Origin of the sequence: Pontibacter ramchanderi (genome assembly GCF_002846395.1) — a bacterium.
Taxonomy (GTDB): Bacteria; Bacteroidota; Bacteroidia; order Cytophagales; family Hymenobacteraceae; genus Pontibacter; species Pontibacter ramchanderi.
The window spans coordinates 949,624-976,268 of the sequence record NZ_PJMU01000003.1 but is presented as its reverse complement, the minus strand read 5'-3'; the positions used below and the strand labels follow the sequence as shown (position 1 = coordinate 976,268).

Annotated in this window: 25 protein-coding genes; 7 read left to right on the top strand and 18 right to left on the bottom strand. The window is 52.0% G+C overall.

From position 1 onward, the window contains the following. The first annotated feature begins 36 nt into the window (after positions 1-36). Both BD749_RS16830 and aspS read left to right on the top strand, forming a co-directional pair. On the top strand, positions 37-945 hold the full coding sequence (locus BD749_RS16830) for a glycerophosphodiester phosphodiesterase (RefSeq protein ID WP_101446482.1): 909 nt from the start codon (positions 37-39) through the stop codon (positions 943-945). 436 nt (positions 946-1,381) lie between these two features. Then, on the top strand, positions 1,382-3,139 hold the full coding sequence (gene aspS, locus BD749_RS16825; protein WP_101446480.1) for an aspartate--tRNA ligase: 1,758 nt from the start codon (positions 1,382-1,384) through the stop codon (positions 3,137-3,139). A 707-nt stretch (positions 3,140-3,846) separates the two neighbouring features. Here aspS and BD749_RS16815 read toward each other — a convergent pair. From BD749_RS16815 to nuoK, 4 genes are read right to left on the bottom strand one after another with little or no spacing between them, the layout of a single operon-like run. Further along, positions 3,847-5,238, bottom strand: coding sequence for an NADH-quinone oxidoreductase subunit N (locus BD749_RS16815; protein WP_101446476.1), 1,392 nt, complete (start codon positions 5,236-5,238; stop codon positions 3,847-3,849). Positions 5,239-5,265: 27 nt separating this feature from the next. Continuing rightward, positions 5,266-6,726 (bottom strand): complex I subunit 4 family protein, encoded by a 1,461-nt coding sequence (locus tag BD749_RS16810; protein WP_101446473.1) that lies wholly within the window; start codon positions 6,724-6,726, stop codon positions 5,266-5,268. Positions 6,727-6,738: 12 nt separating this feature from the next. Further along, positions 6,739-8,700, bottom strand: a complete 1,962-nt coding sequence (nuoL, locus tag BD749_RS16805; protein WP_245869359.1) for an NADH-quinone oxidoreductase subunit L — start codon at positions 8,698-8,700, stop codon at positions 6,739-6,741. Between the two features lie 46 nt (positions 8,701-8,746). Continuing rightward, on the bottom strand, positions 8,747-9,076 hold the full coding sequence (gene nuoK, locus BD749_RS16800) for an NADH-quinone oxidoreductase subunit NuoK (RefSeq protein ID WP_101446471.1): 330 nt from the start codon (positions 9,074-9,076) through the stop codon (positions 8,747-8,749). A 456-nt stretch (positions 9,077-9,532) separates the two neighbouring features. Here nuoK and BD749_RS16795 point away from each other — a divergent pair, with 456 nt between their 5' ends. Further along, a complete protein-coding gene (locus BD749_RS16795) occupies positions 9,533-10,582 on the top strand; it encodes a DUF6929 family protein (protein ID WP_245869356.1) in 1,050 nt (349 codons plus the stop codon). A gap of 58 nt (positions 10,583-10,640) precedes the next feature. Here BD749_RS16795 and BD749_RS16790 read toward each other — a convergent pair whose 3' ends face one another. The 13 genes from BD749_RS16790 to BD749_RS16730 form a co-directional block, all read right to left on the bottom strand. Continuing rightward, positions 10,641-11,159 carry an NADH-quinone oxidoreductase subunit J family protein gene (locus BD749_RS16790; RefSeq protein WP_101446469.1) on the bottom strand — a complete coding sequence of 173 codons (519 nt, stop codon included), beginning with the start codon at positions 11,157-11,159 and terminating at the stop codon, positions 10,641-10,643. A 4-nt stretch (positions 11,160-11,163) separates the two neighbouring features. Continuing rightward, positions 11,164-11,673 (bottom strand): NuoI/complex I 23 kDa subunit family protein, encoded by a 510-nt coding sequence (locus tag BD749_RS16785; RefSeq protein WP_101446467.1) that lies wholly within the window; start codon positions 11,671-11,673, stop codon positions 11,164-11,166. A 67-nt stretch (positions 11,674-11,740) separates the two neighbouring features. Further along, the gene (gene nuoH / locus BD749_RS16780) at positions 11,741-12,799 is read right to left on the bottom strand and encodes an NADH-quinone oxidoreductase subunit NuoH (RefSeq protein WP_101446465.1); all 1,059 of its coding nucleotides are present in this window, start codon (positions 12,797-12,799) and stop codon (positions 11,741-11,743) included. Positions 12,800-12,802: 3 nt separating this feature from the next. Further along, on the bottom strand, positions 12,803-13,783 hold the full coding sequence (locus BD749_RS16775) for a 2Fe-2S iron-sulfur cluster-binding protein (protein ID WP_101446463.1): 981 nt from the start codon (positions 13,781-13,783) through the stop codon (positions 12,803-12,805). Between the two features lie 96 nt (positions 13,784-13,879). Then, positions 13,880-15,226 (bottom strand): NADH-quinone oxidoreductase subunit NuoF, encoded by a 1,347-nt coding sequence (gene nuoF / locus BD749_RS16770; RefSeq protein ID WP_101446461.1) that lies wholly within the window; start codon positions 15,224-15,226, stop codon positions 13,880-13,882. A 152-nt stretch (positions 15,227-15,378) separates the two neighbouring features. Further along, on the bottom strand, positions 15,379-15,912 hold the full coding sequence (gene nuoE / locus BD749_RS16765; protein WP_101446459.1) for an NADH-quinone oxidoreductase subunit NuoE: 534 nt from the start codon (positions 15,910-15,912) through the stop codon (positions 15,379-15,381). A 55-nt stretch (positions 15,913-15,967) separates the two neighbouring features. Next, on the bottom strand, positions 15,968-17,218 hold the full coding sequence (nuoD, locus tag BD749_RS16760) for an NADH dehydrogenase (quinone) subunit D (RefSeq protein ID WP_101446457.1): 1,251 nt from the start codon (positions 17,216-17,218) through the stop codon (positions 15,968-15,970). A 15-nt stretch (positions 17,219-17,233) separates the two neighbouring features. After that, positions 17,234-17,740: an NADH-quinone oxidoreductase subunit C gene (locus BD749_RS16755; RefSeq protein WP_101446455.1), complete on the bottom strand. Its 507-nt coding sequence runs from the start codon at positions 17,738-17,740 to the stop codon at positions 17,234-17,236. A 5-nt stretch (positions 17,741-17,745) separates the two neighbouring features. After that, positions 17,746-18,273, bottom strand: a complete 528-nt coding sequence (locus tag BD749_RS16750; protein WP_245869353.1) for an NADH-quinone oxidoreductase subunit B — start codon at positions 18,271-18,273, stop codon at positions 17,746-17,748. 107 nt (positions 18,274-18,380) lie between these two features. After that, complete coding sequence (locus BD749_RS16745) at positions 18,381-18,755, bottom strand: NADH-quinone oxidoreductase subunit A (RefSeq protein WP_101446451.1); 375 nt, start codon at positions 18,753-18,755, stop codon at positions 18,381-18,383. A 335-nt stretch (positions 18,756-19,090) separates the two neighbouring features. Continuing rightward, complete coding sequence (gene pruA, locus BD749_RS16740) at positions 19,091-20,725, bottom strand: L-glutamate gamma-semialdehyde dehydrogenase (RefSeq protein WP_101446732.1); 1,635 nt, start codon at positions 20,723-20,725, stop codon at positions 19,091-19,093. A 118-nt stretch (positions 20,726-20,843) separates the two neighbouring features. Beyond that, positions 20,844-21,545 (bottom strand): YjjG family noncanonical pyrimidine nucleotidase, encoded by a 702-nt coding sequence (locus BD749_RS16735; RefSeq protein WP_101446449.1) that lies wholly within the window; start codon positions 21,543-21,545, stop codon positions 20,844-20,846. A 139-nt stretch (positions 21,546-21,684) separates the two neighbouring features. Further along, positions 21,685-22,071, bottom strand: a complete 387-nt coding sequence (locus tag BD749_RS16730) for an ArsR/SmtB family transcription factor (RefSeq protein WP_101446447.1) — start codon at positions 22,069-22,071, stop codon at positions 21,685-21,687. Between the two features lie 136 nt (positions 22,072-22,207). Between BD749_RS16730 and BD749_RS16725 the strand changes: the two genes are divergently transcribed. From BD749_RS16725 to BD749_RS16715, 3 genes are all read left to right on the top strand, one after another. After that, positions 22,208-22,819: a carboxypeptidase-like regulatory domain-containing protein gene (locus BD749_RS16725; protein ID WP_245869350.1), complete on the top strand. Its 612-nt coding sequence runs from the start codon at positions 22,208-22,210 to the stop codon at positions 22,817-22,819. A 206-nt stretch (positions 22,820-23,025) separates the two neighbouring features. Then, positions 23,026-24,375, top strand: a complete 1,350-nt coding sequence (locus BD749_RS16720; protein ID WP_101446445.1) for an NAD(P)/FAD-dependent oxidoreductase — start codon at positions 23,026-23,028, stop codon at positions 24,373-24,375. Positions 24,376-24,511: 136 nt separating this feature from the next. Continuing rightward, on the top strand, positions 24,512-25,246 hold the full coding sequence (locus BD749_RS16715) for a YoaK family protein (RefSeq protein ID WP_101446443.1): 735 nt from the start codon (positions 24,512-24,514) through the stop codon (positions 25,244-25,246). 6 nt (positions 25,247-25,252) lie between these two features. On the opposite strand, the gene BD749_RS16710 is transcribed toward BD749_RS16715, so the two are convergent. Then, the gene (locus BD749_RS16710) at positions 25,253-26,110 is read right to left on the bottom strand and encodes an alpha/beta hydrolase (protein ID WP_101446441.1); all 858 of its coding nucleotides are present in this window, start codon (positions 26,108-26,110) and stop codon (positions 25,253-25,255) included. 165 nt (positions 26,111-26,275) lie between these two features. On the opposite strand from BD749_RS16710, the gene BD749_RS16705 reads away from it, so the two are divergent. Next, complete coding sequence (locus BD749_RS16705; RefSeq protein ID WP_101446439.1) at positions 26,276-26,641, top strand: SpoIIAA family protein; 366 nt, start codon at positions 26,276-26,278, stop codon at positions 26,639-26,641. Positions 26,642-26,645 lie beyond the last annotated feature (4 nt).

Below are 26,645 nucleotides of genomic sequence, written 5' to 3'. Positions count from 1 at the left end.
GTTCCAAAGTTAAAAGATATACCATTAAGTTTGTGAATGAATTTGACTGAGTCGAAGCAGAAGTCCCCGTTTCTAAAGCGCAGAAGCACTGCCTTGCTGGTTGGTGTACTCGGTTTGGCAGTGCTACTGCTGAGTGTGTACAACGTCCTGCAGCCTGAGTCAGGTATCTATTCCCGCCGTACACTGGTGATCGGCCATGCCGGTTCGGGTTTTTTCTCTCCGCTCAATCCTTACAATCCGCTGCCTGCCAACAGTATGGCTTCCATTGCGAAGGCGATGGAAGAAGACGGCGCCGATGGAGTAGAAGTGGATGTGCATGTGAGTAAAGATGGTGTGCCGATTCTATACCATGACAATACGCTGGAGACCATGAGCGAAGGCGCAGGTATAATCGCAGAACTTCCTGCTACCGAGGTGGTGGGTATAAGGTATAAGGGAGGTGTATTGTACGACCTGTTCCACAGCGAAAAGATCATCACTATGGAGGGGATGCTGCAGCGTTTTCAGACTTATGCGGAGTGGCCTTACCTGCATATTGATATCCGAAACCACGACCAAAGCCGCAACGCGTTTTACGCAGAGTCGGTGCTGGCCTTGCTGCGTAAATACAACTACCCTGTCGAAAAACTGGCTTTTATTTTCAATGATGCGGCTATGCTGCATACGATAAGGGAACTCGAGCCCAAGGCCACGCTGATGCTGGACGCCGGAGAGGATTTCGACCTTTCTGCAAAGCAAGCCTTGGACAACCAACTACATGGCGTAACCGCAAACGGCAAGCATGTGAGCCCGGGGCAGCGGCAAAGTGCAAAGATGCAAGGGCTACAGGTAGTGCTTTTCGGAGGAAAGTCGAAGGGAAGCATCGCCCGAATGCTGGAGATGGCGCCCGATGCTATACAGGTGAACAACGTAAAGCGCATGCGCTTACTTTTAGGCAGCGAATAGACAAAGAGTTATCCTACCAGCATCATAAGCAATGCAAGCAGGATGATAGCCAGCGCAATGTTTCGGAAGGTGAACAAACGACGTTTCATAACCAAGGCTTTATTTCAGGCACAGGTATAATATCCCAGTGCCGTTCTATCTTATACTTTTGTTATCCGGAAAGGATCCTGGAAAAGAGAATCCTTACTTTCTGAAGTAGCGGTGGCTTCACCTACAGGGGTTAGAGGCGCTCTATTTCAAACCAGGTTCTATTCTGAATGACGGGTAATTCCGTGCAAGTTTTCTTCAGATGGAACGACCATGGGAATAATAACGTGATTGATGATACCTGAGATTAACGTTACAGGAATATTATACCTGGTGAAGCGATCGTTTTTCGCGGCACAACAGCGAAACAATTATTACTTTTGCATCATATCATATCAAAACGACATTTATGCTCCGGACACATACTTGCGGCGAACTAAGAATAGACAATGTAGGCGAAGAGGTTGTACTGACAGGCTGGGTACAGCGCCTGCGCGATAAGGGCGGCATGCTCTGGATCGATCTGCGCGACCGCTACGGCATTACGCAGCTCACGTTTGAGGACGGCGTTACGCCAGCCTATTTGTTTGAAGCAGCCCGTGGCCTTGGCCGCGAGTACGTGATCAGGGTGGTAGGCAAGGTGATCGAGCGCTACTCCAAAAACGACAAGATCCCGACAGGCGATATCGAAATTCACGCTTCCAAGATCGAAGTGTTGAACGCAGCCAAGTTGCCTCCGTTTATGATTGAGGACGAGACAGACGGTGGCGACGACCTGCGCATGAAGTACCGCTACCTGGACCTGCGCCGTACGCCTGTGCGCCGCAACCTCGAGCTGCGCCACCAGATGATGCGTGCCGTGCGTGCCTACCTGGACGAGCATTATTTCATTGAGGTAGAAACACCAGTCCTGATCAAGTCGACACCTGAAGGCGCCCGCGACTTTGTGGTGCCAAGTCGCATGAACCCAGGTGAGTTTTACGCCCTGCCTCAGTCTCCGCAGACCTTTAAGCAGCTGCTGATGGTGTCGGGTTTCGATAAATATTACCAGATCGTGAAGTGCTTCCGCGACGAGGACCTGCGTGCCGACCGCCAGCCAGAGTTCACCCAGATCGACTGCGAGCTCTCTTTCGTAACGCAGGAAGATATTCTGAACACATTTGAAGGCCTAATCCGTCACCTGTTCCTGAAAGTGAAAGGCGTACACATTGCCAATCTGCCACGCATGACCTATGCCGATGCCATGAAGTATTATGGCTCCGACAAACCAGATACCCGCTTCGACATGCGTTTTGTGGAGCTGAATCCGCTGGTGAAGAACAAAGGCTTCAAGGTGTTCGACGATGCCGAACTGGTGGTAGGTATAAACGCCAAAGGCGCCGCCAGCTATACCCGCAAGCAACTCGACGAACTGACTGATTTTGTAAAACGTCCGCAGATTGGGGCTACAGGATTGGTTTATGCTCGTGTGCAGGAAGACGGCACTGTGAAGTCCTCTGTTGACAAGTTCTATACCCCGGAAGACCTGCAGGCCTGGGCCAAGGCTTTCAATGCTGAGCCGGGCGATTTGATTCTGGTGCTGGCCGGTGGCAGAGACAAAACCCGCAAGGCCCTGAACGAGCTTCGTCTGGAGATGGGCGAGCGCCTTGGTCTGCGTGACAAGAACGTGTTCTCGCCGCTGTGGGTAGTCGACTTTCCGCTGCTGGAGTGGGATGAAGACAGCAACCGCTATCACGCTATGCACCACCCGTTCACGTCGCCTAAGCCAGAGGACCTGGAGCTGATCGACGACCGCCCAGGCGACATCCGCGCTAACGCCTACGACATGGTGATCAACGGTGTGGAAGTAGGGGGAGGTTCTATCCGTATCCACGACCGCCGCTTGCAGGAGCAGATGTTCCGCCTGCTCGGCTTCAGCAACGACGAGGCCAAAGCCCAGTTCGGCTTCCTGATGGACGCCTTCGAGTACGGCGCTCCTCCGCATGGTGGCATTGCTTTCGGATTCGACCGTCTGTGCTCGCTATTCGGTGGCTCCGACTCCATCCGCGACTACATTGCCTTCCCGAAAAATAACTCAGGCCGCGATGTGATGATCGACGCTCCATCACCAATTGCCAATGCGCAACTGGATGAACTGCATATTAAAATGAAGAACCTGCCGGCGTAAGGTATGGGTATACAGAAATAAAGAAAGGCTGTCCGTAAGGGCAGCCTTTTTTTGTCTGAATCAGGATTTACAGGATGCCAGTGCATGATTGACATCCCCCTTCCCCTTCAAAGGGGGACTCTCCTTTACTGTCGGTTTTTAGATATAGGCTTTGTAGTCGTCGCACTTTAGTATAACCACTGATTCAACCCACCCCTGCCCCTCCCGAGAGGGGAATTACCTCCCCTAGCCCCTCCTAAAAACAGGAGGGGGACTTTCTGTTACTACTATTTCAAAGGTATAGGCGTTGTAGCTACTGTTAAACCCACTGGTAGGTATGTATAACAAGAGTAACTAGCCCCGGAAGCAATGAAACTGATCGCTTTAGCCAGGTGCACTTTTCGACGCTCCACTGTTCGAGCGTTCAGCGAGTTTGGAGCGTCTTGACTTTTTTGCCTTCTTTGGGGGTAGGGGCCCTCGATTTGTGTCAAGACAAAAAGAAGGTGCCCGCCGCACAGGCGAAGCTATAAAACAAAACAGCCTAAGTAGAGCTAGCTCGCAGCTACGCTAGGTATAGGTTTAGGTATAACCATGCAGCCAGCTATAGCTATATAAGAGCCAGCCCCCTACCTATAGTAGACACAAGCGTGGACGCTCCCGGCAAACACAAAAACAAAAAAGCGGCTGCCCTTTCTCAGAGCAGCCGCTTCCATATCATCAGCTATACCTTACAACACCCCACTCAAAAGAGCAGGCGCTATACCTAGCAGAATCGTCAGGGCAGTAATGATGATCAGCATTACGTTGATAAAGCTGGTAGACTTGATCGGTGTATGGTCTTCTGCAACAGGGTGCAGGTACATGGCGATCACCACACGGAAATAGTAGTAAATACCTACAGCAGCCAGAATTACGGCAACCACAATCAGCCACATCATATCAGGGTTCTCCACCAGAGCAGAGAACACGAAGAACTTACCAAAGAAACCAGCCGTCAGCGGTATACCGCCCAGCGACAGCATGGCAACCGTTACGGCGAAGGCCAGTAGCGGATTTGTTTTGCCCAGCCCGTTGAAGGCTTCGTATTTCTCGCTACCGCGTTGCTTGGCTACTAGATGCAGCACGCCGAATGCGGCAATGGAAGCAGTAGAGTAGGCAAACGAGTAGAATAGCACAGCTGAGGTCGAGAATTCATTGAAGGCGAGCAGTGTCATCAGCAGATAGCCTGCGTGCGAGATGCTGGAGTAGGCCAGCATACGCTTCATGCTCTGCTGCACCACCGCACCAATGTTACCAACCAGCAGCGACAGCACCACAATGGCTACCAGGGTTGGCATCCAAGCTGGGTAAGAAGCTGCAAAGGCAGCGTCCATCAGTTTATAGAAAGCAGCTACACCAGCCGTCTTTACGACCGTTGACATGTAAGCCGTCCATACCGTAGGCGTACCTTCGTACACGTCAGGCGTCCAGAAGTGGAACGGAGCGGCAGAAATTTTGAAAGAGATACCGATGATGATAATCAGCACACCGAGCATGAACATGACGTTGTTCGCGCCGCCTGTGCCCAGAGCCTCGGCTGAGCCTGCAATTTCGGAGATGTTAAATGTACCTGTGGCACCGTATACCATCACAATGCCGAACAGCATCACGCCCGTAAAGAAAGAACCCATCAGAAAGTACTTCAGGGCAGCTTCTGCGGAGCGCATGCTGCTCTTGTCGCTACCAGCCAGCACGTACATGGCAATGGAAAGAATCTCAATGCCGATGAAGAGCATTAGCATGTTGTTGTAGCTCACCATCATGATGGCGCCCACCAGCGAGAAGAGAATCAGGGCGTAAAGCTCGCCGATGTTTTCGTCGTTGCGGGTAATGTAGTGCTGCGTGAAAGGAAGCATCAGGAGTGTTGAAAGAACCATGATCCCTGTGAAAGCCACCGCGTAGTTGTCGATGGTGATCATGTTATCAAAATAACTCTTGGTGTCGTTCCAGTCGAGAAGGTTGATGCCGAACACAATCGCCAGGAACAGCAGCGACAGCGGCAACAGGATTCTTTTAGATTTCAGGAAACCTACGAAGAGATTGATAATCCCAAATCCAGATAGAAGTATAATCGAAATCATGTCGTTAGTATCGTTTCTTTTTGCGGACTATCGGTTGATGATGCTAAGCAGGTGTCCAACCGCGGGCTCTGAAATGCTCAGGAATGTGTTCGGGAACAGACCAATCCAGAAGACCATAATCACCAGCGGAATCAGCACGGCTTTCTCGTGGAAGGTCAGGTCAGCGAAGCCTTCGGTGGCCTCTGACTTCGTGCCGAACATCACGCCTTGGAACATACGCAGCATGTATACCGCACCCAGAATGATGGTTAGGCCGGCTACAGCGCCGAAGTAGTGGTTGTACTGGAACACGCCCGATAGCAACAGGAACTCCCCAATGAAACCGTTTGTGAGCGGAAGCGCCACAGAACCCATCAGCAGCGTCAAGAACATGATAGAAAGCGCCGGCGTGGTCTGGGTGATGCCACCCAGGTTGGAGATCTCTCTGGTGTTGGTTCTGCGGAAGATAATGTCGACGATGAAGAACAAGCCCACAACGTTGATACCGTGGCTCAGCATTTGAATCACACCGCCCTGCAGGCCTTGCTCGTTCAGGGTGAAGATACCCGCCGCAATCAGGCCCACGTGCGCGATAGACGAGTAGGCAATCAGGCGCTTCATGTCACGCTGACGGATGGCGATGATAGAGCCGTACACGATACCGATGATGGAAAGCACCAGCACGAGGTCAGCCCACTGGCTCACACCTAGCGGCACCACTGGTAGCAACCAGCGCAGCACACCGTAGATACCCATCTTCAGCATGATACCAGCCAGCAACATCGTCGCCTGCGTAGGAGACTCAGTATAGGTGTCGGGCTGCCAGGTATGGAATGGGAACACAGGCATTTTGATGGCAAAGGCAAGGAACAGGAACCAGAAAATCCAGCTCTGCGTCGCGCTGTCCAGCGTGAGTTGGTAGAAGGCGTTTACGTTAGACGAGTGCGCCGCCAGTTCGGTGCCAGCCGTCTGGAAGTACAGGTATACGAAAGCGGCCAGCATGAAAAGCGAACCAAAAATCGTGTAGATAAAGAACTTGAACGTAACCGGAATCCTGCGCGCACCGCCCCAAATGGCCGCGATGAAGTAAATCGGAATAAGGGCCACTTCCCAGAAGAAGTAGAACAGGAACGCATCCATGGCTACGAACACACCAATCAGGCCTGTCTGCATGAACAACACCAGCGCGTAGAATACGTGCGGGTTTTTGTAGTCGTGCTTGAAAGAGGAAAGGACGATAAGCGGCACCAGGAAGGTCGTCAGAAGCACCATCAGGAGGCTAATGCCGTCCATACCGATGCTGAAGCCTATACCTGCACGCTCCACCCACGGCATATCGAGGGCGAACTGTGTGGTGGCGTCCGGGACAAAGTTTACGATTGCGAACAGGGCAATGGCAAACTCAACTAGCGTTGCTATAAAAGCCACTTTCTTGGCACCTTCGCCTTTAATCAGCAGCACCAGCAGTGCAGCTAGGGCAGGCCAGAAAAGTAATAGAGCTGTAATCATCTTCTTAGAACCTTAAGCGATAAAGAAGTTTAAAAATAGAATCAGAACGATGCTGGCCACCATCACGAAGATGTAGAAGCCAGTTACGCCACTCTGTGTCAGGCGCAGCACGCGGCCGCTTGCCATTACCAGTTTGCCGAAGCCGTTTACAATGCCGTCCACTACAATGACATCCACGAAGCGGTGGAAAGCCGTTGACATGGCCATTACCGGACGCACGAACACAGTGTCGTAAATCTCGTCGATGTAGTACTTGTTGTAAATCAGGTTGTGGATAGGAGACAGGCGCGTTCCTTCCGGAGCTGGCACTGTTTCTTTCTTCACATACATAAAGTAAGCGATGATAATCGCGATAACTGACACTATTACCGAAACGCCCATCAGGATGTATTCCGTGGCGTGGTCGATGTGCGGTGCTTCCAGTGCCGCACCGTTAGCCTGACGCGCAAAGTTGTAGATTGGCGCCAGGAAGTTACCCAAGGTATGTGTGTCGCTGAAAACGGCTGGCAGACCAATGAAACCACCTACTGTAGAAAGAATCGCCAGAACAATCAGCGGAATGGTCATGGACGACGGTGACTCGTGCAGGTGCGAACGCTGCGCTTCTGTGCCACGGAACTTACCGAAGAAGGTCAGGAACAGGAGGCGGAACATGTAGAACGAAGTCATGAACGAAGCCAACAGGCCGAGCGCCCACATCAGCTTGTTGTGCTCAAACACATGCGCCAGCAATTCGTCTTTCGAGAAGAAACCGGCGAACGGCGGTATACCTGAAATCGCGAGCGTACCGATCAGGAAGGTGATAAATGTAATTGGCAACCACTTGCGCAGTCCGCCCATGTTGCGGATATCCTGTTCGTTGCTCACCGCGTGAATCACAGAGCCAGCACCCAGGAATAGGAGGGCCTTGAAGAAAGCGTGCGTGAGAACGTGGAAAATAGAAGAAGAGAAAGCCATCACACCGAGTGCGAGGAACATAAAGCCCAATTGCGAAACGGTAGAGTAAGCCAGTACTTTCTTAATGTCATTCTGCGCCAGACCGATGGTCGCGGCTAGCAGGGCAGTAGCCAGACCGATGATGGCGATAAACCCCATCGTGGTCGGGGCCAGCACATACAGTACGTTCGAGCGAAGCACCATGTAGATACCCGCCGTCACCATCGTAGCGGCGTGAATCAGGGCTGAAACAGGTGTAGGACCCGCCATCGCGTCAGGAAGCCACGTGAAGAGCGGAATCTGCGCACTCTTACCCATCGCACCCACAAACAGGAGCATGGTAATGGCAATCATCACACCGCTGTCAGTCATGCCCGTCATCTGCGAGGCAGACAGGAACACCTCTGGGTAGCTTACGCTTCCGAAGGTGATGAAAATAAGGAAAATGCCCAGCAGGAAGCCCAAGTCACCGATACGGTTCATGATAAAGGCTTTCTTGGCGGCATTGTTATAGTTGGTGTTCTTGTTCCAGAAGCCAATCAGCAGGTAGGAGCAAAGACCAACGCCCTCCCAGCCCACGAACATCATCACGTAGTTAGAGCCCATCACGAGCAGCAACATCGAGAACATGAACAGGTTGAGGAAAGAGAAGAACTTGCCGTAGTTTTCGTCGTGGCTCATGTAACCCGCCGAGTACACATGAATCAGGAAACCGATACCGGTCACCATCAAGAGCATCAGCAGGGTGAGCTGGTCAATCATGAACGAGAACCCAATCTCAAGGCTGCCTACCGAGAACCAGTTGTAGAGGTCGACGATGTACGGGCGGCTGCCATTGGAAGTGAAGTCGATGAACAGGTATACCGATATCAGAAACGAGGCCAGCACGGTGCCAGAGCCCAGCAGCCCCACAAGGGCCTTAGGCAATTTGCGGTTGCCAAGTCCGTTAATCAGAAAGCCGATGAACGGCAGGAGCGGAACAAGCAAACACAGCAGCGCCATTTCCTGGTTGTTGAAGGGCATTACTACTTCTTGCATTTAGCGTATGATTTAGTTAAGCTATTCAGATTATTTTGGTGTGCGGCTACCACTTGAGGTAGTTCAGCAATTGCACGTCCGTAGAGCGGATGTTGCGGTAAATCATCACGATGATGGCCAGACCAACCGTTACCTCCGCTGCTGCCACTGCCATGATGAAGAACACGAAGATCTGTCCGTTGGGGTCAGAGCGGTAGGCCGACAAAGCGACCATCAGCACGTTTACGGCGTTGAGCATCAGCTCCACACACATAAAAATAACAATCGCATTGCGTCTGGTGAGAACGCCGATTACGCCAATGGCGAAAAGGGCCGTGCTGAAGTACAGGTAGAATTCAAGCGGGATGGTTCGGATAACCTCTGGCATTTGGTTCATCGTCTGGTTGCTGAACGTATTACTGGTAAATTACAATTCTGAAATCAAGTCGCAAAGTTATCCCCATTTTTGTAAAATCCATAACATATTTCTAATCTTCTTACCCAGATTTAGTCTGTGTTGGCCCTCTCGGAAGAATTATATTTTGTCGGTCTTCAGTTGTGCCCTGTTATGGCCTGTGCTATACCTTGCTTGTGCAAAGCACAGGATACAGACCGATAAGGGCAGGCCGTTTATCACTGCCGCTATACCTATATTGGTGCACAACTTCAGGGTTCAGGCTCGTTGTCGTTTTTGCATCGAAGACTTCCTTATACCTTACAGGGGCTTTTGCGTAGGTATAAACCCAATGGATTAGAATTGTTTTATCATACAGGCAAGATTTTACCTGACCTATACCTTGCCTGTGCTTTTGTCCATCAGGTAGTGCTATACCTTGTTCAGCGTTTAATTTTTATGAATCGACTTGCCAGTTTTGTTCTCTTTCCTCTGCTCGCGCTGGCGATGTTCTCCTGCCATCAAACTGCCGCGCTTCTCAACACCGAGCCTATTATAACTGCCCGCAACATGAAAGCCACTATTACACAAGCATTGCATTACGACAACCTGCCCTCTGCCTCAGGGCTTGAGTTATTGGGCGACCATTACTATGTCGTCGGCGACGATTCGCCCTACCTGTACCGCCTGAACAAGCGATTTGAGATTGAGTCGCAGGAGGCTATTTTCGATACCGCTGGTTTTGCGGCTGGCCGCGTAGCCAAAGCCGACAAAGCCGACTTGGAGGGAATGACGCTGTTGCAGCACCAGGGCAAGCCTTACTTGCTGATGATGGGCTCAGGTTCGGCGCCTGCCCGACGCAAGGCTTACCTGTACAACATTTGCGGTGATGATATTTGTAAGGAAGGAGCAGGTTTGCAGGGTGCCAGAATTATTAATGTAGACAGGCTATACCAGCAACTGGAGCAACAGGCCGACACGCTCGGCGGCGGTCTGCTCAACATCGAGGGAGTTGCAGCAGGGCACGGCAAGCTATACCTGCTGCAACGGGCCATCGGCACGGGGCATAATGTGCTGATCTCGTATCGCTTAGCTGATTTTATACCTTATCTACTAGGAGAGCCTGATACGGAGTTGCCTCAGCCCGAACTTAGCTATTTCCGTCTGCCTGACCTTAATTACCTGCAAGCTGGTTTCTCGGGAGCCTACGTTTACGACGACAAGCTGTTCTTCACGGCTTCTCTGGAGGACACAAACGACGCTTATGCGGATGGTGACGTGCTGGGAAGCTACATCGGCTATATCCCGTTCTCGTGGGTTGGCCGACAGGATACATTGGAGGTTCCTGCAACACTTATCCTGCAATCGGATGGAAAGCCCTATACAGGCAAAGCTGAATCGTTGGTGGTGCAAAAGCGGGAAGGGAAAGGCAGGTATAGGCTGGTGGTCGTTTCGGACGATGACCAGGGCGGGTCGGAGCTGTTGGAGGTGGTGTTGAGCGAGGAGTAAACAAAAAAGCCAGCGCTTTACAGCACTGGCTTTCTTTATCTCTGATTTTTACCTTGACTTAGAAGTTCTGCTCTCCCGCCTCTCGCTTACCAATCATCACAGCGCCCACCATCGATACTAAGAACAGTACCGCTACTAACTGGAACGGTAGCATGTACTTCGTGAAAAGCACTTTGCCCAGGTTCTCCACCATACCTACCTGCGAGTTGAATGTGGCCGGGTCTGGGTGACCGAGCGTTACGTCTTTCAGGGCAGCTACTACGATCGTGAAGAGCAAACCACCAGCTACGGTACCTGCAATTTTAGCCAGCACATTCTTTTTTAAGGTGCTTTCTACGTTTTTACCAGTGTTGATGAACATCAGTACGAACAGGAAAAGTACCATGATAGCTCCTGCATACACAATAATATTCACTGCCGCCAGGAACTGGGCGTTCAGCAGAATATAGTGTGCTGATATGGAGAAGAATGTCAGGATCAGGAAGATAACGCTGTACACGGGGTTTTTGGAAACAACAACCATCACGGCGCAGAGCAGCGTTAGCGAAGCAAAGAAGAAAAACAGACTTTCTGTCATCGGATTATTTGGTTTCAGTGGTTTTTAACGGTTCTACCAGGCGGTCTTTGCCGTAAATGAATTCGTCGCGCTCGTAACGGGCTGGCGCAATTTTGTCATCCTGCAGGAAAATGGCCGCTTTCGGGCAGGCTTCTTCGCACAGACCGCAAAAAATGCAACGCAGCATGTTCACTTCGTACGTCACGGCATATTTTTCCTCGCGGTACAGGTGCTCTTCGCCTTTCTTGCGCTCACCAGCCGTCATCGTAATGGCTTCAGCAGGGCAGGCTACGGCGCACAGACCACAGGCCGTGCAACGCTCGGCACCGTTCTCGTCGCGCTTCAGCACGTGCAGGCCGCGCCAGATGTCGCTACGCTGACGTGTTTCTTCAGGGTAGTTGATCGTTGCCTTCTTCTTGAAAAAGTGCTTGATCGTGATGCCCAAACCTTGCGCAATAGCAGGCAAGTACATGCGCTCAGCGAGCGTCATCTCCTTTTGTGCTACGTTCTTTCTTCTATTTGATAATGGTTCCATTGTATCTCAAGCTTGAATGCTGCCTGACTATAACAGCCCTTAGCATAGCAGCATTCAATTATCGTTATCATTTTGTAAAATATTCGTAGAGCAGAATACCGCCACCTGTCAGCAAAATGTTCAGGATAGACAGCGGAATCAGGATGTTCCAACCCAGTTTCATCAGCTGATCGTAGCGGAAACGTGGCAATGTCCAGCGTACCCACATGAAGAAGAAGATGAAAGCAAAGATCTTCGCAAACATCACCGCAACCCCGATGATTGTCACCACGTTGTTACCCAGAACTGGATCGTCAAACGCGTTGCGCAGGTTCTCCATGAACGGGAAGTTGTAAGCCCCAAAGTACAGCGTGGCCATTACAGCCGACACCACGAAGATGTTGATGTATTCTGCGAACAGGTACATACCCAGTTTCATGGAGCTGTACTCGGTGTGGTAACCACCAATAAGTTCGGCTTCCGACTCTGGTAAGTCGAATGGTGTTCTGTTGGTCTCAGCAAAGGCACAAATCAGGAAAATCAGGAAGCCCAGCGGCTGGTACCAGATGTTCCAGTTAAAACCGGCCTGTTGCTCGGCAATTACTTTCAGCGACAGCGAGCCGCTCAACATCAGCACCGCAATCAGCGACAGACCCATGGCCAGTTCGTAGGAAATGTTCTGCGAAGCGGCACGGATAGCGCCCAGCAGCGAGAACTTGTTGTTCGACGCCCAGCCACCGATCATCAGACCGTATACGCCCAGCGACACGACTCCGAAAATATACAGGATGCCGATGTTCACGTCAATGGCGATCAGATCAAACGAAGTCTCGCCTATAATCAGCGTATCCCCGAAAGGAATCACCGCACTCGACATGGCCGCCACCAGCATGGCTATACCTGGACCCAGGATAAAGAGCGTTTTATTTGCTTTGGCAGGTATAAATTCCTCTTTGAAGAACAGTTTGCCCGCGTCAGCCAGCGGTTGCAGCAAACCCATTGGGCCCGCTCTGTTGGGGCCTACACGGTCCTGGATGAAAGCGGCGATTTTACGCTCAAAGTACGTCGAGTAGGTCGCAATCAGTAGGGAAATACCGAAAATGGCCAGAATGTAGATGCCTTTGTAGATCAGAAGTACAGAATCCATGCTTTATTCCGTTGGCATTTTTTTAACAGTAGATTTAGGCAGGTTCGGCACAATCGGCACGTTCACCACAGGCAGTTCGTAGTGGTTAGCCGAGATAACAGAACCTCTGTCGATGTGGCGCGGTCCCTCGATGGTCCAGTCGCTCATCTCCTTCTTGTCGAAACGGCAAGTGTTGCAGATGAACTCCTCCACCTCGGCGTACTCGTCCTTGCGGGCGGTTACGCGAAGCACCGTGTCGCCACGTCCCCACAGCGTTACCTTACCGCTGCAGGTAGGGCAGTCGCGGTGCGCATTCAATGGCTTGGTGAACCATACACGGTTCTTAAAGCGCCAAGTCTTGTCTGTCAAAGCACCCACCGGGCACACGTCAATCACGTTTCCTGAGAAATCGTTATCGATTACGTTCTCGATGTATGTACCAATCTCGGCTGCGTCGCCACGGCCCAATACGCCATGCACACGCTTCTCCGTAATCTGGTCAGCGGTATACACGCAACGGTAGCACAGGATGCAACGCGTCATGTGCAGCTGGATGTAAGGACCCAGGTCTACTTTGTCGAATGTACGGCGCGGCTCCTCGTAACGGGTAGCGCTCACACCGTGCTCGTAAGAAAGATTCTGGAGGTCGCACTCACCAGCCTGATCGCACACCGGGCAATCGAGCGGGTGGTTGATCAGCAGCATCTCCACGATTCCCTTACGGGCGTTCAGTACGTCTTCGTTGGTTGTGTTTTCCACCACCATGCCGTCCTGTACTGGGGTAATGCACGAGGCAACCAGTTTGGGCATAGGGCGTGGGTCGCGGGCAGAACCCTGCGTTACCTTCACAAGGCACACACGGCACTTACCGCCACTGCCTTTCAGCGGGGTATAAAAGCACATGGCAGGGGGCACTACATCACCACCGATTTTACGGGCGGCCTGCAGGATGGTGGTTCCATCTTCAACCTCTACCTCGATGCCGTCAAATGTTATTTTAGCCATCTTTTTATTCGTTATTCGTTATTAGTTGCCCGTTTTTCGTGAAGCGGCGCAACAAACGATGTAAGCTATACTTTCCTTTTCAGGATGATTTTATTTCTAAACAGTAGCTGCCGCCAGCTGTCCTCTGTACACCGCACCTGGAGCCGTAGCTTCCTGCGGGTGCTTGATGTGCCACTCGAACTCCTCGCGGAAGTGACGGATCGCACTGGCTACTGGCCAGGCTGCCGCGTCGCCCAGCGGGCAAATCGTGTTACCTTCGATTTGCTTGGCTACACTTACCAACAGGTCGATGTCCTGCTGATGGCCGTGGCCGTGCTCGATGCGGTGCAGCACGCGTTCCATCCAGCCTGTACCCTCTCGGCAAGGGCTGCACTGTCCGCATGACTCGTGATGATAGAAGCGGGCATAGTTCCACGTGTTACGCACGATGCACTGGTCTTCGTCGAACACGATAAAGGCACCTGAACCCAGCATAGAGCCGCTCACAAAACCACCGTCGGACAGCGATTCGTAGGTCATCAGACGTTGCTCACCGGCAGCTGTTTTCATAATCAGGTCAGCTGGCAGAATCGGAACAGAAGAACCACCCGGCACAACGGCCTTCAGTTGCTTGCCTTTCCAGATGCCGCCGCAGTACTCGTCAGAGTAAATGAACTCCTCCACCGGAACACCCAACTCGATTTCATACACACCCGGACGGTTGATGTTACCGCTGGCAGAAATCAGTTTGGTACCTGTGCTTCGGCCTACACCTATTTTGGCGTACTCGGCACCTGTGTTGTTCACAATCCACGGCACAGACGCGATGGTCTCCACGTTGTTTACCACAGTAGGAGAAGCGAACAGACCTTTCACAGCTGGGAATGGCGGCTTGTTACGCGGGTTGCCACGCTTGCCCTCCAATGACTCCAACAAAGCCGTCTCTTCACCGCAGATGTAGGCACCACCACCTGGGGCCACATGCAGGTCCAGGTCGTAGCCTGAGCCCAGAATGTTCTTGCCCAGCAAACCAGCGGCATACGCCTCGGCGATTGCTTTCTCCAGAATGCGCAGGATGAACAACAACTCACCGCGGATGTAGATATAAGACGTGTTCGCACCCAGCGCATAGCTCGATGTAATCATGCCTTCAATCAGGGCGTGCGGGTTTTTCTCCATGAACACACGGTCCTTGAAAGTTCCCGGCTCCGATTCGTCGGCGTTGCAAACTAAGTAACGCGGAACACCTTCCGGCTTCGCCAAAAAGCTCCACTTCATACCAGCCGGGAAGCCAGCGCCACCACGACCTCGCAGTCCCGATGTCTTCACTTCTTCCACCACCTCGTCTGGAGTCATCGTTTTGATGGCCTTTTCTACCGAGCGGTAGCCGCCATGCTTACGATACACCTCCAAGGTTTCGATACCCGGTACGTTAATATGTTCGGTTAATATCTTGATTCCCATTGTTACAGGATGTCTATGTCGGCAGCTACCGTTGCTGGTGCTAGCCTATGTTTATCTATAATGGACAAAGGAATTTTTGACAAAGGACAAAGGACTCTTTCAGGTATAGAAGTCTTTTGTCTAATGGTCTTTTGTCACAAAGTCCTGCTAAACTATTTCTTCCACTCAGGCGTTTCCACCTCTTTGTTGCGCATCATCTCGATGAACTGGTCCACCGCCTCTTCGCTGTCCAGGTTCTCGTAGTAGGTTTCGCGCACCTGCAGCATAGGGCCTGTTCCGCACGAAGCAAGGCACTCCACTGGCTTCAGGGTAAACATACCGTCGGCGGTTGTCTCACCTTCCTGAATGTTGAGTTTCTGTTTGAATGTCTCAATCATCTGGTCGGCACCACGCAGGCAGCAAGGGCCTGTGCGGCATACCTCGAGCACGTGCTTGCCCACTGGCTTCAGGTTGAACATGGTATAGAAAGTAGCCACTTCGTATACCTCAATTGGCTGTATGTTCAGGATCTCAGCGATCGCGTCCATGGCCTCAGGGCTTACCCAGCCATTGTTTTCCGCCTGCGCTACGTGCAAGGCAGGCAACAGGGCCGACTTCTGGCGCCCCTCTGGGTAGTGGCTGATATAGCGCTGAATCTCAGCTAGGGCTTTATCAGAAAACTGAAATGCGTTTATCGTCTCTGCCATCTTTGTAAATGTCACTAGCCAAAGGCCAGTGTTAGATGATGAATAGTATTATAGATTATGCGTCGAGTTCGCCCGCGATTACGTTCAAGCTACTCAGCGTCAGGATCGCGTCGGCCAGCTGACCGCCTTTGATCATCTCGGTGTACGCCTGGTAGTAAATGAAGCAAGGTCTACGGAAGTGCAGACGGTAAGGCGTTCTGCCACCATCGCTAATCAGGTAGAAACCAAGCTCGCCGTTGCCGCCTTCCACGCTGTGGTATACCTCGCCTTTCGGCGCGTCAATCTCACCCATCACAATTTTAAAGTGATAGATAAGCGCTTCCATACTGGTGTATACCTCCTGCTTTGGAGGCAGGTAGTAGTGCGGGGCGTCGGCATGGTAAGAACCCTCCGGCAAGTTTTTGTAGGCCTGCTCAATGATTTTCAAGCTCTGCCATACCTCTTCGTTGCGCACCAAGAAGCGGTCGTAAGTATCGCCTTTCTCGCCAACCGGAATTTCAAACTCGAAATCTTGGTAAGAAGAGTAAGGGTTCATCACGCGCACGTCGTAGTCCACGCCGGTGGCACGCAGGTTAGGGCCTGTGAAGCCGTAGTTCAAAGCACGCTCCGCCGAAATGGCACCCACACCCACCGTACGGTCGATGAAGATACGGTTGCGGGTCAGCATTTTCTCGAACTCCGCCCATACCTTCGGGAAGCGCTTCAGGAACTCGCCAATCAGGTGCAAAGCTTTTGGAGAAAGGTCGCGCTCCATACCGCCGATACGACCCATGTTGGTCGTCAGACGGGCGCCGCATACCTCTTCGTAGATGTCGTAAATGTGCTCGCGCTCCTGCATTACGTACAGGAAGCCCGTGAAAGCGCCAGAGTCCACACCCAGAATCGAGTTACAGATCAGGTGGTCGGAAATACGGGCCAGCTCCATCATAATCACGCGGATGTACTGCGCACGCTTCGGGATTTCTATACCCAGAAGTTTCTCCACTGTCATGTGGTACCCCATGTTGTTGATAGGGGACGAACAGTAGTTCATGCGGTCGGTGAGCGGCGTAATCTGGTAGAACGGTCTGCGCTCGGCAATCTTCTCGAAAGCACGGTGAATGTACCCGATGGTCGGCACCGCGTCCATGATCACCTCCCCGTCCATCTGCAGGATGTTCTGGAAGATACCGTGTGTGGCCGGGTGCGTCGGACCCAGGTTGAGGGTCGTCAGGTTCTCGTTTTTTTTGTCCTGCAGTTTCAGGTCGCGGTTGTCGCGGAACTCCTGTAACTGATCAGTATCAGCTGTTTTATTATCAGTAGCCATAGTGGTTTATCTGGCTTAGCGTCCGAAATAAGTATCGATTTTGTCTTCCCGCGTCTGGTCTTCCAGCGGATACTGCTTGAGCATCGGGTGGTACTCCATCTCCTCGATGTTGAGAATGCGGATCAGGTTCGGGTGACCGGTAAAGATGAAACCGTAAAAGTCATAGGCCTCACGCTCCATCCAGTTTGCCGTCGCGTAGATGTTCGTCAGCGTTGGCAGCACAGGATCTTCGGCAGGTACAAACACCTTGATGCGCAGACGGAAATTGTGACGCAGGCTATGCAACTGGTACATCATGCACAGTTCGCGGCCCTTGTGGTCCGGGAAGTGTATACCTGCCATCGTGGTCAGGAACTGCACCTGCAGGTCCTTGTCGTCATACAGGTATTGAATCAGGGCGATGATGTTCTCACGGTTTGTCGTGAAAGTCATAATGCCGTCCGGGTTGTAGGCATCTACGATGTTCTCTTCACCGAACTGCGCTATCAGTTTGCCGAGTACGTTTTCGTTCGTAAGCTCCATGCTGCTTATTTAATGTTGTAAGAAGCCAAAAGTGCCTGATATTCAGGAGAGTGGCGGCGACGAAGTGATTCGTTCTTGGCCAGATCCTGCACACGCATCAGGCCGTCCAGAATCTGCTCCGGTCTTGGCGGGCAGCCCGGTACATACACGTCCACCGGCACCACACGGTCTATACCTTGCAGCACCGAGTACGTATCGAAAATACCGCCTGACGTGGCGCAAGCGCCCACGGCCACTACCCATTTAGGCTCAGCCATCTGCTCGTATACCTGCTTCACTACAGGTCCCATCTTCTTGGCGATGGTACCCATTACCAACAGGATGTCGGCCTGACGTGGCGAGAAGCTTGGGCGCTCCGAACCGAAGCGGGAGATGTCATAAGTAGAGCCCATGGTGGCCATGAACTCGATACCGCAGCACGAGGTGGCAAAAGGCAATGGCCAAAGCGAGTTCGCACGGGCCAGACCAATCACTTTTTCAAAAGAAGTAGCAAAGAAACCAGCGCCGCTATAGCCCTCTGGCGCCTCTGCCATGTTTATATCTTTATTTGTATCGCTCATTTTTCTGTAATTCTGCGTTTAAACCTTCATTTACCCTCTCAAAAACACCGTTTACCCTATTAAAGTTTACTGGTGCCTGATTACTTGAGAATGCCTTTTTTGATCTCGTAGAAGAAGCCCGTCAGGATAACGCCAAGGAATAACATCATCGGTAGGAAGCCCTCCAAGCCAAACACGCGGAAGTTCACCGCCCAGGGATACATGAAGATAATTTCAATATCGAACAGCACGAACAGGATGGCCGTGAGGAAGTATTTATAGGAGATAGGTGTACGCGCATCGCCCACCGACTCCACACCACTTTCCCAGGAGCTGTCTTTTACCTCACTTTTTCTTTTCGGACCAAGCAAGTGGGTCACCACCAGCGCGAAAATAACGAAGCCGAGTGCTGCCGCAAATTGAATAAAAATGGGGAGGTAGTCCGACGGTAGATACTGAGTACCAGTAGTTTCCATATCTCTGTAATGCTTTCTTGAAATTTGGGAGCAAAATTAGGGATAAATAGCCAACAATCAAAAGACTATATCCAATGTAAATGGCGTTTAAAATTGTTCTAAAGTAGAATGGGTCGGCGGGAATGCAATTCTACTTGGTTTTGGACTGAAGCGGGTGAGGTTGGTTTAAAATTGACCGGTTTTGGAAAAGTTTTTCAGATATAGCAGGATGGGTGTTAGAACATGGGTTTGACGGGCTTCTGGCGCGAGCGTCTGCACTCGTGTCATGACCTAAAACACAAAAGCACCACGCTCGTAAGGGCGTGGTGCTTTCTATTTTCAGGTATAGCTATACCTTATTTATTCTCGCCCAGGAATGGGTAGCGGTAGTCTGTTGGCGTTACGAACGTCTCTTTGATAGAGCGGGCAGACACCCAGCGTAACAGGTTCAGCATAGAGCCAGCCTTGTCGTTGGTACCCGAAGCACGGGCACCACCAAATGGCTGCTGGCCTACTACGGCACCAGTTGGCTTGTCGTTGATATAGAAGTTACCAGCTGCCTGGTCCAGTTTTTTCGTGGCATACTCTACGGCGTAACGGTCTTTCCCGAAGATAGCACCTGTCAATGCGTATGGCGAAGTAGAGTTCACCAACTCCAGCGTCTCTTCGAAGTTGTTCTCGTCGTACACGTAGATCGTAATCACTGGTCCGAAGATCTCCTCGCACATGGTCACATACTGCGGGCTGTGCGACAGGAGTACGGTTGGCTCAATGAAGTAGCCTTTCGACTTGTCGTAGTTGCCACCGGCAATCACTTCCACCTCGTTGCTCTCTTTTGCATTGTCGATGTACTTGGCAATTTTATCGAATGACTTCTCGTCTATCACCGCGTTGATGAAGTTAGAGAAATCCTCTGGCGGACCCATCTTGAAAGTCTTCAGGTCTTCCACCACGTAGTTTTTCACGTCCTCCCACAGGTTGCTCGGGATGTAGGCACGCGAAGCGGCAGAGCATTTCTGGCCCTGGTACTCGAAAGCACCACGCACGATACCGGTTGCTACCTGCTTGGCGTCGGCCGAGCTGTGCGCCACGATAAAGTCCTTGCCACCTGTTTCGCCCACAATGCGTGGGTATGTTTTGTATTTGTGGATGTTTGTGCCAATCGTTTTCCAGATGTTCTGGAACACACCCGTGCTGCCTGTGAAGTGGATACCCGCAAAGTCCGCGTGGTTGAAGATCACCTCTCCAGCCGTCGGGCCGTCTACATACACCAGGTTAATCACACCATCTGGCAGACCCGCCTCACGGAACAACTCCATGATCATCTGAGCGGCATAGATTTGTGTGTTGGCAGGCTTCCATACCACCACGTTACCCATCATGGCCACGCAAGACGGCAGGTTACCGGCAATGGCTGTGAAGTTGAACGGCGTCAAGGCAAACACGAAACCTTCCAGCGGACGGTGCTCCATGCGGTTCCATACGCCCGGCGACGACTCTGGCTGCATGTGGTAAATCTCAGTGGCATACTGCACGTTGAAGCGCAGGAAGTCGATCAGCTCACAGGCAGAGTCGATCTCCGCCTGAAATGCGTTCTTCGACTGACCCAGCATCGTGGCAGCGTTCAGCCTCGCTCTCCAAGGACCAGCCAACAGTTCGGCAGCCTTCAGGAAAATGCTCAAACGATGCTCCCAGCCCATGTTAGCCCACTCTTCACGAGCGGCTAGTGCAGCGTTAATGGCCTGTTCCACGTGTGACGCATCGCCTTCGCTGAAGTGACCCAGGATGTGCTTATGGTCGTGCGGCTGAAGCATCGGCTTTTTCTTGTCCGTGTATACCTTGTCGCCACCGATGTACATCGGCACGTCGATTTCTTTCGACTTGAGTTCTTTATAAGTGCGCTGCAGTTCCTCACGCTCCGGAGAACCCGGCGCGTACGATTTTACAGGTTCGTTTATTGGGGTAGGTACTCTAAAAAATCCTGTTGCCATCTCGTTTTGATATTTTACAGATTCAGAATAAGACATTCGACAGACTACCCAAGGCAGTCTTCTATACAAAGGTAAGGCGAATTATTTTATTTTCCGGCCTGTAAAGGGTATAGCTTTGCTATAACATGGCCTGCAGTTCGCTCAGGCAGTGGATATGGTAAGTAGGCTTAGGCGAAAGCTTGCTTTTCGTCTTCTCTGGGTTGAAAAATACCTGATCTATACCTGCCAGACGGGCACCGTCGATGTCGCACTCCAGGTTGTCGCCTATCATCAGGCAGTCCTGCGGGCGTACCTGTATGCGGTCCAGGGCATGCTCAAAAATGCGTTTGTCCGGTTTTTTATACCCGCAACACTCCGAGGTCACGATCTCTTTGAAATAGTCAGTCAGCTTCGAGCCATTCATTTTGATGTACTGCACATCCTTAAACCCGTTGGTGATGATGTGCAGGCCATATTTCGGCTTCAGGTAATCGAGCACTTCGAAGGTATAGGGGAACACAGCCGTCTTCTGGGGGCAAAGGTCGGTGTAGGCCTCGGATATACCTGTCGGAACCTGATGCGGTTCGAGGCCCAATCCGGTGAGGGTTTTCACGAAGCGGGCCTCACGCAATTCTTTCTGGTCTATCTTGCCTTTGTTGTAGAGATCCCAGAGCAGATGGTTTACAAACTTGTACTTCTTATAGAAGGAGTGAATGTCGAACTTGTCAAATTCAGCCAATCCGAACTCGTGGTACAAGGTATAGAGCGTCTCCTCCGAGTTTTTCTCAAAATCCCACAGCGTATGGTCAAGGTCGAAGAAGATATGTTTGTATGGCTTCATAAATAGGGGTTCAGCTAAAGAGAAACGGTTTGGCGGGCGGTATGTTTAAAAAATATGTGCAAAAGCAACAGACTTGAGTATACTAAAAGTTCTATATCGCTGTTTAAACCAATAGCCCAAGACTTTGTCTTAATAAGAGTTAACTGTCGGTCCAACGGCGGGTTTGCATACGGTTAACGGCCAGTTCGCGGTTAGAGTACAGGATACGGTACGTTTCCTGATCTTTCTGCAACAGGGTATCGCGCTCCAGGTAAGTGAAAATCTGTTGAACGAAATCAGAGGCTTCTTCCTTTAAAGAGTAGTAAACCCACTGGTCGAGCTTGCGGGGCGTTACAAGGCCGGCATTGCGCAGGTAGGCCAAGTGGCGCGAAGTCTTGGTCTGGGTGAAGTCCAGCACGTGTTCGAGGTCCGAGGTGCACATTTCCTTGTTGCGCAGGATCAGGTGCAGCATGCGCAGCCGCGAGTCGTCTGCCAGGGCCTTTAAAACCTGTTCTCCGAAGGTAAGACTGAAGTGTTTGAGCCGCATAATGGAAGGCGTGTCAGAACAAAATTAGCTAAAAGCTGCTATAATAAAATTATATGAAGTATTATTGTACTACATGATGCCCGATTTACAAAAACTACTACTTACAAATAAACGCACCTTCGGCTTGCTATTGCCTTTGGCCTTTCTTGCGTTCCTGATGTTGGGCGCGCCCAACGAGGCGGCGGCGCAGGGCCATAAGCGTGTGGTGCAGCTGACCGGTTTTGTAACCGTGGGAGACAGCCTCTACGGTGTGGCAGGCGTAAGCGTGTATGTGCCCAAGACCAGCCGCGGCACACAGACCAACGCCTACGGTTTCTTCTCCGTGCCCGTGCTCACCGGCGACAGTGTGGTGTTCAGCGCGCTCGGTTACAAAAAGCAATACCTGAAAATACCGCAGAACTACCAGAGCCAGAGCTACTCTATTATTATGCAGATGCAGGAAGACCCCACGCAACTGCCCGAGGTAACCGTTTTCCCTTGGCCAACAGAGCGCGATTTTAAGGAGGCCGTGCTGGCCGTAAAACTCCCCGATGACGGGATGGCCATTGCCATGCGCAACCTGGATCCCAAACGCCTCGAAGAGCTCTTCAGCACAACACCGATGGATGGAGGGGGCAACTTCCGGGCCTGGAACATGCAGCAGGTGCAGCGGCAGGAGCAACGCAACATGTTCCCAACGGTTAGCCCGTTTGCAATCATCAAATTGCTCGACATGCTCCGAAACGGGGAGTTCAACAGCAAGAAGTAATTACTTAGGATTTAGAGGAGCCCGGCCCAGGTATAGCTATACCTGAGCCGGGCTTTTTAATGGCTGGCAGTTTGGTTAAATTGCATCAGAAACAACCAACATCAGCAGGCTGCGTTATCTGTCCATATAGAAAAAAACGTATACTGGACTGACCTGCGGGTGCATGTTGTCCATACTGACTTTTCACAGTTAAATCAGATCTCGTTATGCTTGATGTAGATAAATTATCACTCAATATACCCGACACCACCAAGCCCCGCGTCGTGATCATCGGCGGCGGGTTTGGAGGGATTAACCTGGCCAAGCGACTGAAAGACAAAGATTTTCAGGTAGTGATGCTTGACCGCCAGAACTACCACGGTTTCTGGCCGCTCCTTTACCAGGTAGCCACGGCCGGCCTGGAGCCGGACTCTATTGCCGAGCCGCTCCGCAAAATGTTCGGCAGCGACAATTACGAAGACTTTCACTTCCGCCTTGTTAAGGTTAATAGCGTCAACCCCATCGCAAAAACGGTGCATACGCTGGTAGGCGACCTGGCCTACGACTACCTGGTAATCGCCACCGGTACCAAAACCAATTACTTCGGGAATGAGGAGGTGAAGAAAAACGCCTTCCCGCTGAAACAGGTACCACAGGCCCTCAACCTGCGCAGCCACCTGTTCCAGTGCTTCGAGCAGGCTAGCATGACCGCCGACCCCGAACTGCAGCAGAGCCTGCTCAACTTCGTGATTGTGGGCGGCGGGCCTACGGGCGTGGAAACCGCCGGTGCCCTGGCCGAAATGCGCAAGCACATCCTACCCACCGATTACCCAGGCGTAGACTTCAGCCGGATGAACATTTATCTGATAGAAGGTATGGACCGGGTGCTTCCGCCCATGTCGCCCGAGGCGAGCGCGAAGACCTTGAAGTACCTGCAAGAAGACATGGGAATCATCGTGAAGCTGAACACGCTCGTGGAAAACTACGATGGCTATGTGGCCACCATAAAAGGAGGGGAGCAGATACACGCGCAAACGCTGGTATGGGCGGCTGGTGTGCAGGGAGCCCTCATCGACGGCTTGCCAGCAGAGGCAGTGGAGCGTGGGCGTATCCTCGTGAACCGCTACAACCAGGTGCTGGGCTTCGATAACATCTTCGCAATCGGAGACATTGCCGCGATGAAAACAGAGAAGTGGCCGAAGGGGCACCCGGGCGTTGCGCAGCCGGCCATACAACAGGGCAAACTGCTGGCCAAAAACCTGAGTCGCCTGATCCGGGGCGAGAAGTTGGAAGAGTTTGAGTACCATGACAAAGGTTCGCTGGCAATCATCGGACGCAACAGGGCGGTAGCGGACTTGCCTGGCAACATCCACCTTGGAGGCTTCTTTGCCTGGGTGACCTGGCTGTTTGTGCACGTCATGGCGCTGGTAGGTTTCCGAAACAAACTGGTGGTACTAAGCAACTGGATATACCGGTTCTTCACCTACGAAAACGGCACACGCCTCATCATCCGCCCTTTCGTTCGGAAGGGAGATAAAGCAAGGCGCGACTTCGTTGATAAGTATAATGTGGAGTAACAACCCCTGGCCTACATCGTGATTTTTAAGACAGACAAAACAAGGGGGCGTATAGCGCCGGCCAGGCATGAAGTGGCAGTAGCGCGGCTCGCTTGCCTGCTGGTGGTATCGGAATTTAAATAGGTTTCCTATACCCATGTTACGGCACATCGGACGGCGGCGCAATTTCAGGCACAACATCAAGTTGGCAGCCCTGCTTTGCCTGATAGCAGGCTTTGTGAACATCGCCGGTCTGTTCGCCTTTGCCGTGCTGACCACGAATGTAACAGGACACGCAGCTTATTTTGCTGAAAGTTTGGCAGCGGGCGATTTCCGGTTGGTCCGCATCATTGGCCTTTGGATGTTGCTCTTCCTGTTGGGTGCTTTCACGACGAGCATTATCATCGGTCGGATCGGGCGCAATCAGGTGTTTGCCTACACCGTTCCGATCCTGCTCGAGATCATGATCCTCATCTTAAACGCGGTCTATGGCAGCCACTACGACGGGAGCACCAGGATGCAGGAAGTGTTTGCCGGCAGCCTGCTCTTTGCCATGGGGCTGCAAAATAGCTTGGTTACCATGGTCTCCGGCTCGGTTGTGCGCACCACCCACCTGACAGGTATATTTACTGACCTGGGGATAGACCTGGCCGCGGCTACCCACGCCGCACCGGAGCAGAAGCACGGGCTTCAGCAACGGATCACGCTCCGTCTGGTCATCATTTTTTTCTTTCTGGCAGGAGCTGTGGCGGGCGGTTACCTATACCCCATGCTGGAACACCGCATCTTCTTTGTGCCGGCCGGTCTCCTGTTCATCACTATGTTTTACGATATCTCCCGGGTACGCCTGAAGCGGGTGATCCGGCAAATCCGGCACCTGATGACAGCCTAGCTGTACCTAGTTCGGAGCTTGCTGCTCAGCCATTGCTTTTACCTTCTGGAAAAACAGCAGGTGGTACTCCAACGCATTACCCCAGTAAGTCCAACTGTGGGCACCGGGGCGCTCGATGTAGTCATGCGGTACCTTTTCGTACACCAGGCGGCGGTGCAGTTCGCGGTTGTCTTCTATCAGGAAGTCATCCACCCCGCAATCAATAATAAACTGCACGCCGCTCTGCTTGAGCTGCGGTACCATGTGCACGATGGAGTTGGCTTTGTATACCTGCTCGTTTCCTACTTTCGGGCCCAGCACGGCTTCTATGCTGGGGAGGAGATTCTGACGGTCTATACCTGAAACGTTGAGGGAACCGCTCATGCTGCCGGCTGCTAGGTATAGCCCCGGGTTTCGTGCCGACAGGTATAGCGCCCCGTGCCCGCCCATGCTCAGGCCGGAGATAAAACGGCTCTTGCGTTCAGGTATAGCCTTATACCTGCGCTCGATCTCCTGTCGCAATTCCTGCGTGATGAACGTTTCGTACTGGCTTGCTTTGTCCACCGGGCTGTCGTAGTACCAGCTGGCGTAGCCACCGTCAGGCGTCACGATGATGAGCTGGTATTTATCGGCCATGGTCTGGAGGAGGTCTTTTTGCGGCGGCACTTTGAGCCAGTTACTGAAGTTGCCGCTGTAGCCATGCAGCAGGTATAGCACGGGATAGGGGCCGCTCTTTTTCTTCTGGTAACTCTCGGGTGTCACCACGCCGGCCTTCAGCGTCTTCTGCATTGAAGGGCTTTGGATGACGAGCGTATCGACTTTGGCCTGGGCTGTGAAAATGGTGAAGATAAGCAGCAGGAGGAAGGTATAGCGTATTTTTTGCATGGCGTCAGGTATAGGGGAGCTGCAAAGTACGTATTCTGAAGCAAACCGGGCAAATAGCGTCTTCGAAAATTAGAGAACACCTCTTGTGCAATCTAACTCAACTATTTAATTAGAAGTACAGGTATAAAGTGTAAGCGAAGTGAAACCGGATTCAATACATAAGATATGCTCGAGATACTGCCTGAAACACACGGCAATGTGCTGGCCGTGCGGGTGCGCGACAGACTGACTATACCTGACTTTGATCGGTACCGCAACATTGTCCGCGACCTGATGCTCAAGAATGAAGAGACCCACATCTACTACGAGATGGTGGATGTAGCCTGGATAAACCCTGTGGCTGCCATAGAAAACGGGCTGTTCGACATCATCCACGGGCTCGACTATGGCCGGGTGGCGATGGTAGGAGAAAAGAGGTGGCAGAAATGGTCGGCAAAGCTGGCCAGTACCGTCAAGAAACACGGCATACGTTACTATAACCTGACCGACAAAGAGCAGGCCATGCGGTATGTGCTGGAGGGGGAGGAGTAGCAAT

Bases quoted from the DNA above. Each gene is read 5' to 3' on its own strand.
- pruA (WP_101446732.1), bottom strand. From the start codon at position 20,725: ATGGCAACAGGATTTTTTAGAGTACCTACCCCAATAAACGAACCTGTA.
- nuoK (WP_101446471.1), bottom strand. From the start codon at position 9,076: ATGAACCAAATGCCAGAGGTTATCCGAACCATCCCGCTTGAATTCTAC.
- BD749_RS16750 (WP_245869353.1), bottom strand. From the start codon at position 18,273: ATGGCAGAGGCGCCAGAGGGCTATAGCGGCGCTGGTTTCTTTGCTACT.
- nuoE (WP_101446459.1), bottom strand. From the start codon at position 15,912: ATGGCAGAGACGATAAACGCATTTCAGTTTTCTGATAAAGCCCTAGCT.
- BD749_RS16705 (WP_101446439.1), top strand. From the start codon at position 26,276: ATGCTCGAGATACTGCCTGAAACACACGGCAATGTGCTGGCCGTGCGG.
- BD749_RS16785 (WP_101446467.1), bottom strand. From the start codon at position 11,673: ATGGAACCATTATCAAATAGAAGAAAGAACGTAGCACAAAAGGAGATG.
- nuoD (WP_101446457.1), bottom strand. From the start codon at position 17,218: ATGGCTACTGATAATAAAACAGCTGATACTGATCAGTTACAGGAGTTC.
- BD749_RS16795 (WP_245869356.1), top strand. From the start codon at position 9,533: ATGAATCGACTTGCCAGTTTTGTTCTCTTTCCTCTGCTCGCGCTGGCG.
- aspS (WP_101446480.1), top strand. From the start codon at position 1,382: ATGCTCCGGACACATACTTGCGGCGAACTAAGAATAGACAATGTAGGC.
- BD749_RS16735 (WP_101446449.1), bottom strand. From the start codon at position 21,545: ATGAAGCCATACAAACATATCTTCTTCGACCTTGACCATACGCTGTGG.
- BD749_RS16755 (WP_101446455.1), bottom strand. From the start codon at position 17,740: ATGGAGCTTACGAACGAAAACGTACTCGGCAAACTGATAGCGCAGTTC.
- BD749_RS16790 (WP_101446469.1), bottom strand. From the start codon at position 11,159: ATGACAGAAAGTCTGTTTTTCTTCTTTGCTTCGCTAACGCTGCTCTGC.
- nuoL (WP_245869359.1), bottom strand. From the start codon at position 8,700: ATGCAAGAAGTAGTAATGCCCTTCAACAACCAGGAAATGGCGCTGCTG.
- BD749_RS16715 (WP_101446443.1), top strand. From the start codon at position 24,512: ATGTTACGGCACATCGGACGGCGGCGCAATTTCAGGCACAACATCAAG.
- BD749_RS16710 (WP_101446441.1), bottom strand. From the start codon at position 26,110: ATGCAAAAAATACGCTATACCTTCCTCCTGCTGCTTATCTTCACCATT.
- nuoH (WP_101446465.1), bottom strand. From the start codon at position 12,799: ATGGATTCTGTACTTCTGATCTACAAAGGCATCTACATTCTGGCCATT.
- BD749_RS16830 (WP_101446482.1), top strand. From the start codon at position 37: ATGAATTTGACTGAGTCGAAGCAGAAGTCCCCGTTTCTAAAGCGCAGA.
- BD749_RS16810 (WP_101446473.1), bottom strand. From the start codon at position 6,726: ATGATTACAGCTCTATTACTTTTCTGGCCTGCCCTAGCTGCACTGCTG.
- BD749_RS16720 (WP_101446445.1), top strand. From the start codon at position 23,026: ATGCTTGATGTAGATAAATTATCACTCAATATACCCGACACCACCAAG.
- BD749_RS16815 (WP_101446476.1), bottom strand. From the start codon at position 5,238: ATGATTTCGATTATACTTCTATCTGGATTTGGGATTATCAATCTCTTC.
- BD749_RS16730 (WP_101446447.1), bottom strand. From the start codon at position 22,071: ATGCGGCTCAAACACTTCAGTCTTACCTTCGGAGAACAGGTTTTAAAG.
- BD749_RS16775 (WP_101446463.1), bottom strand. From the start codon at position 13,783: ATGGCTAAAATAACATTTGACGGCATCGAGGTAGAGGTTGAAGATGGA.
- nuoF (WP_101446461.1), bottom strand. From the start codon at position 15,226: ATGGGAATCAAGATATTAACCGAACATATTAACGTACCGGGTATCGAA.
- BD749_RS16745 (WP_101446451.1), bottom strand. From the start codon at position 18,755: ATGGAAACTACTGGTACTCAGTATCTACCGTCGGACTACCTCCCCATT.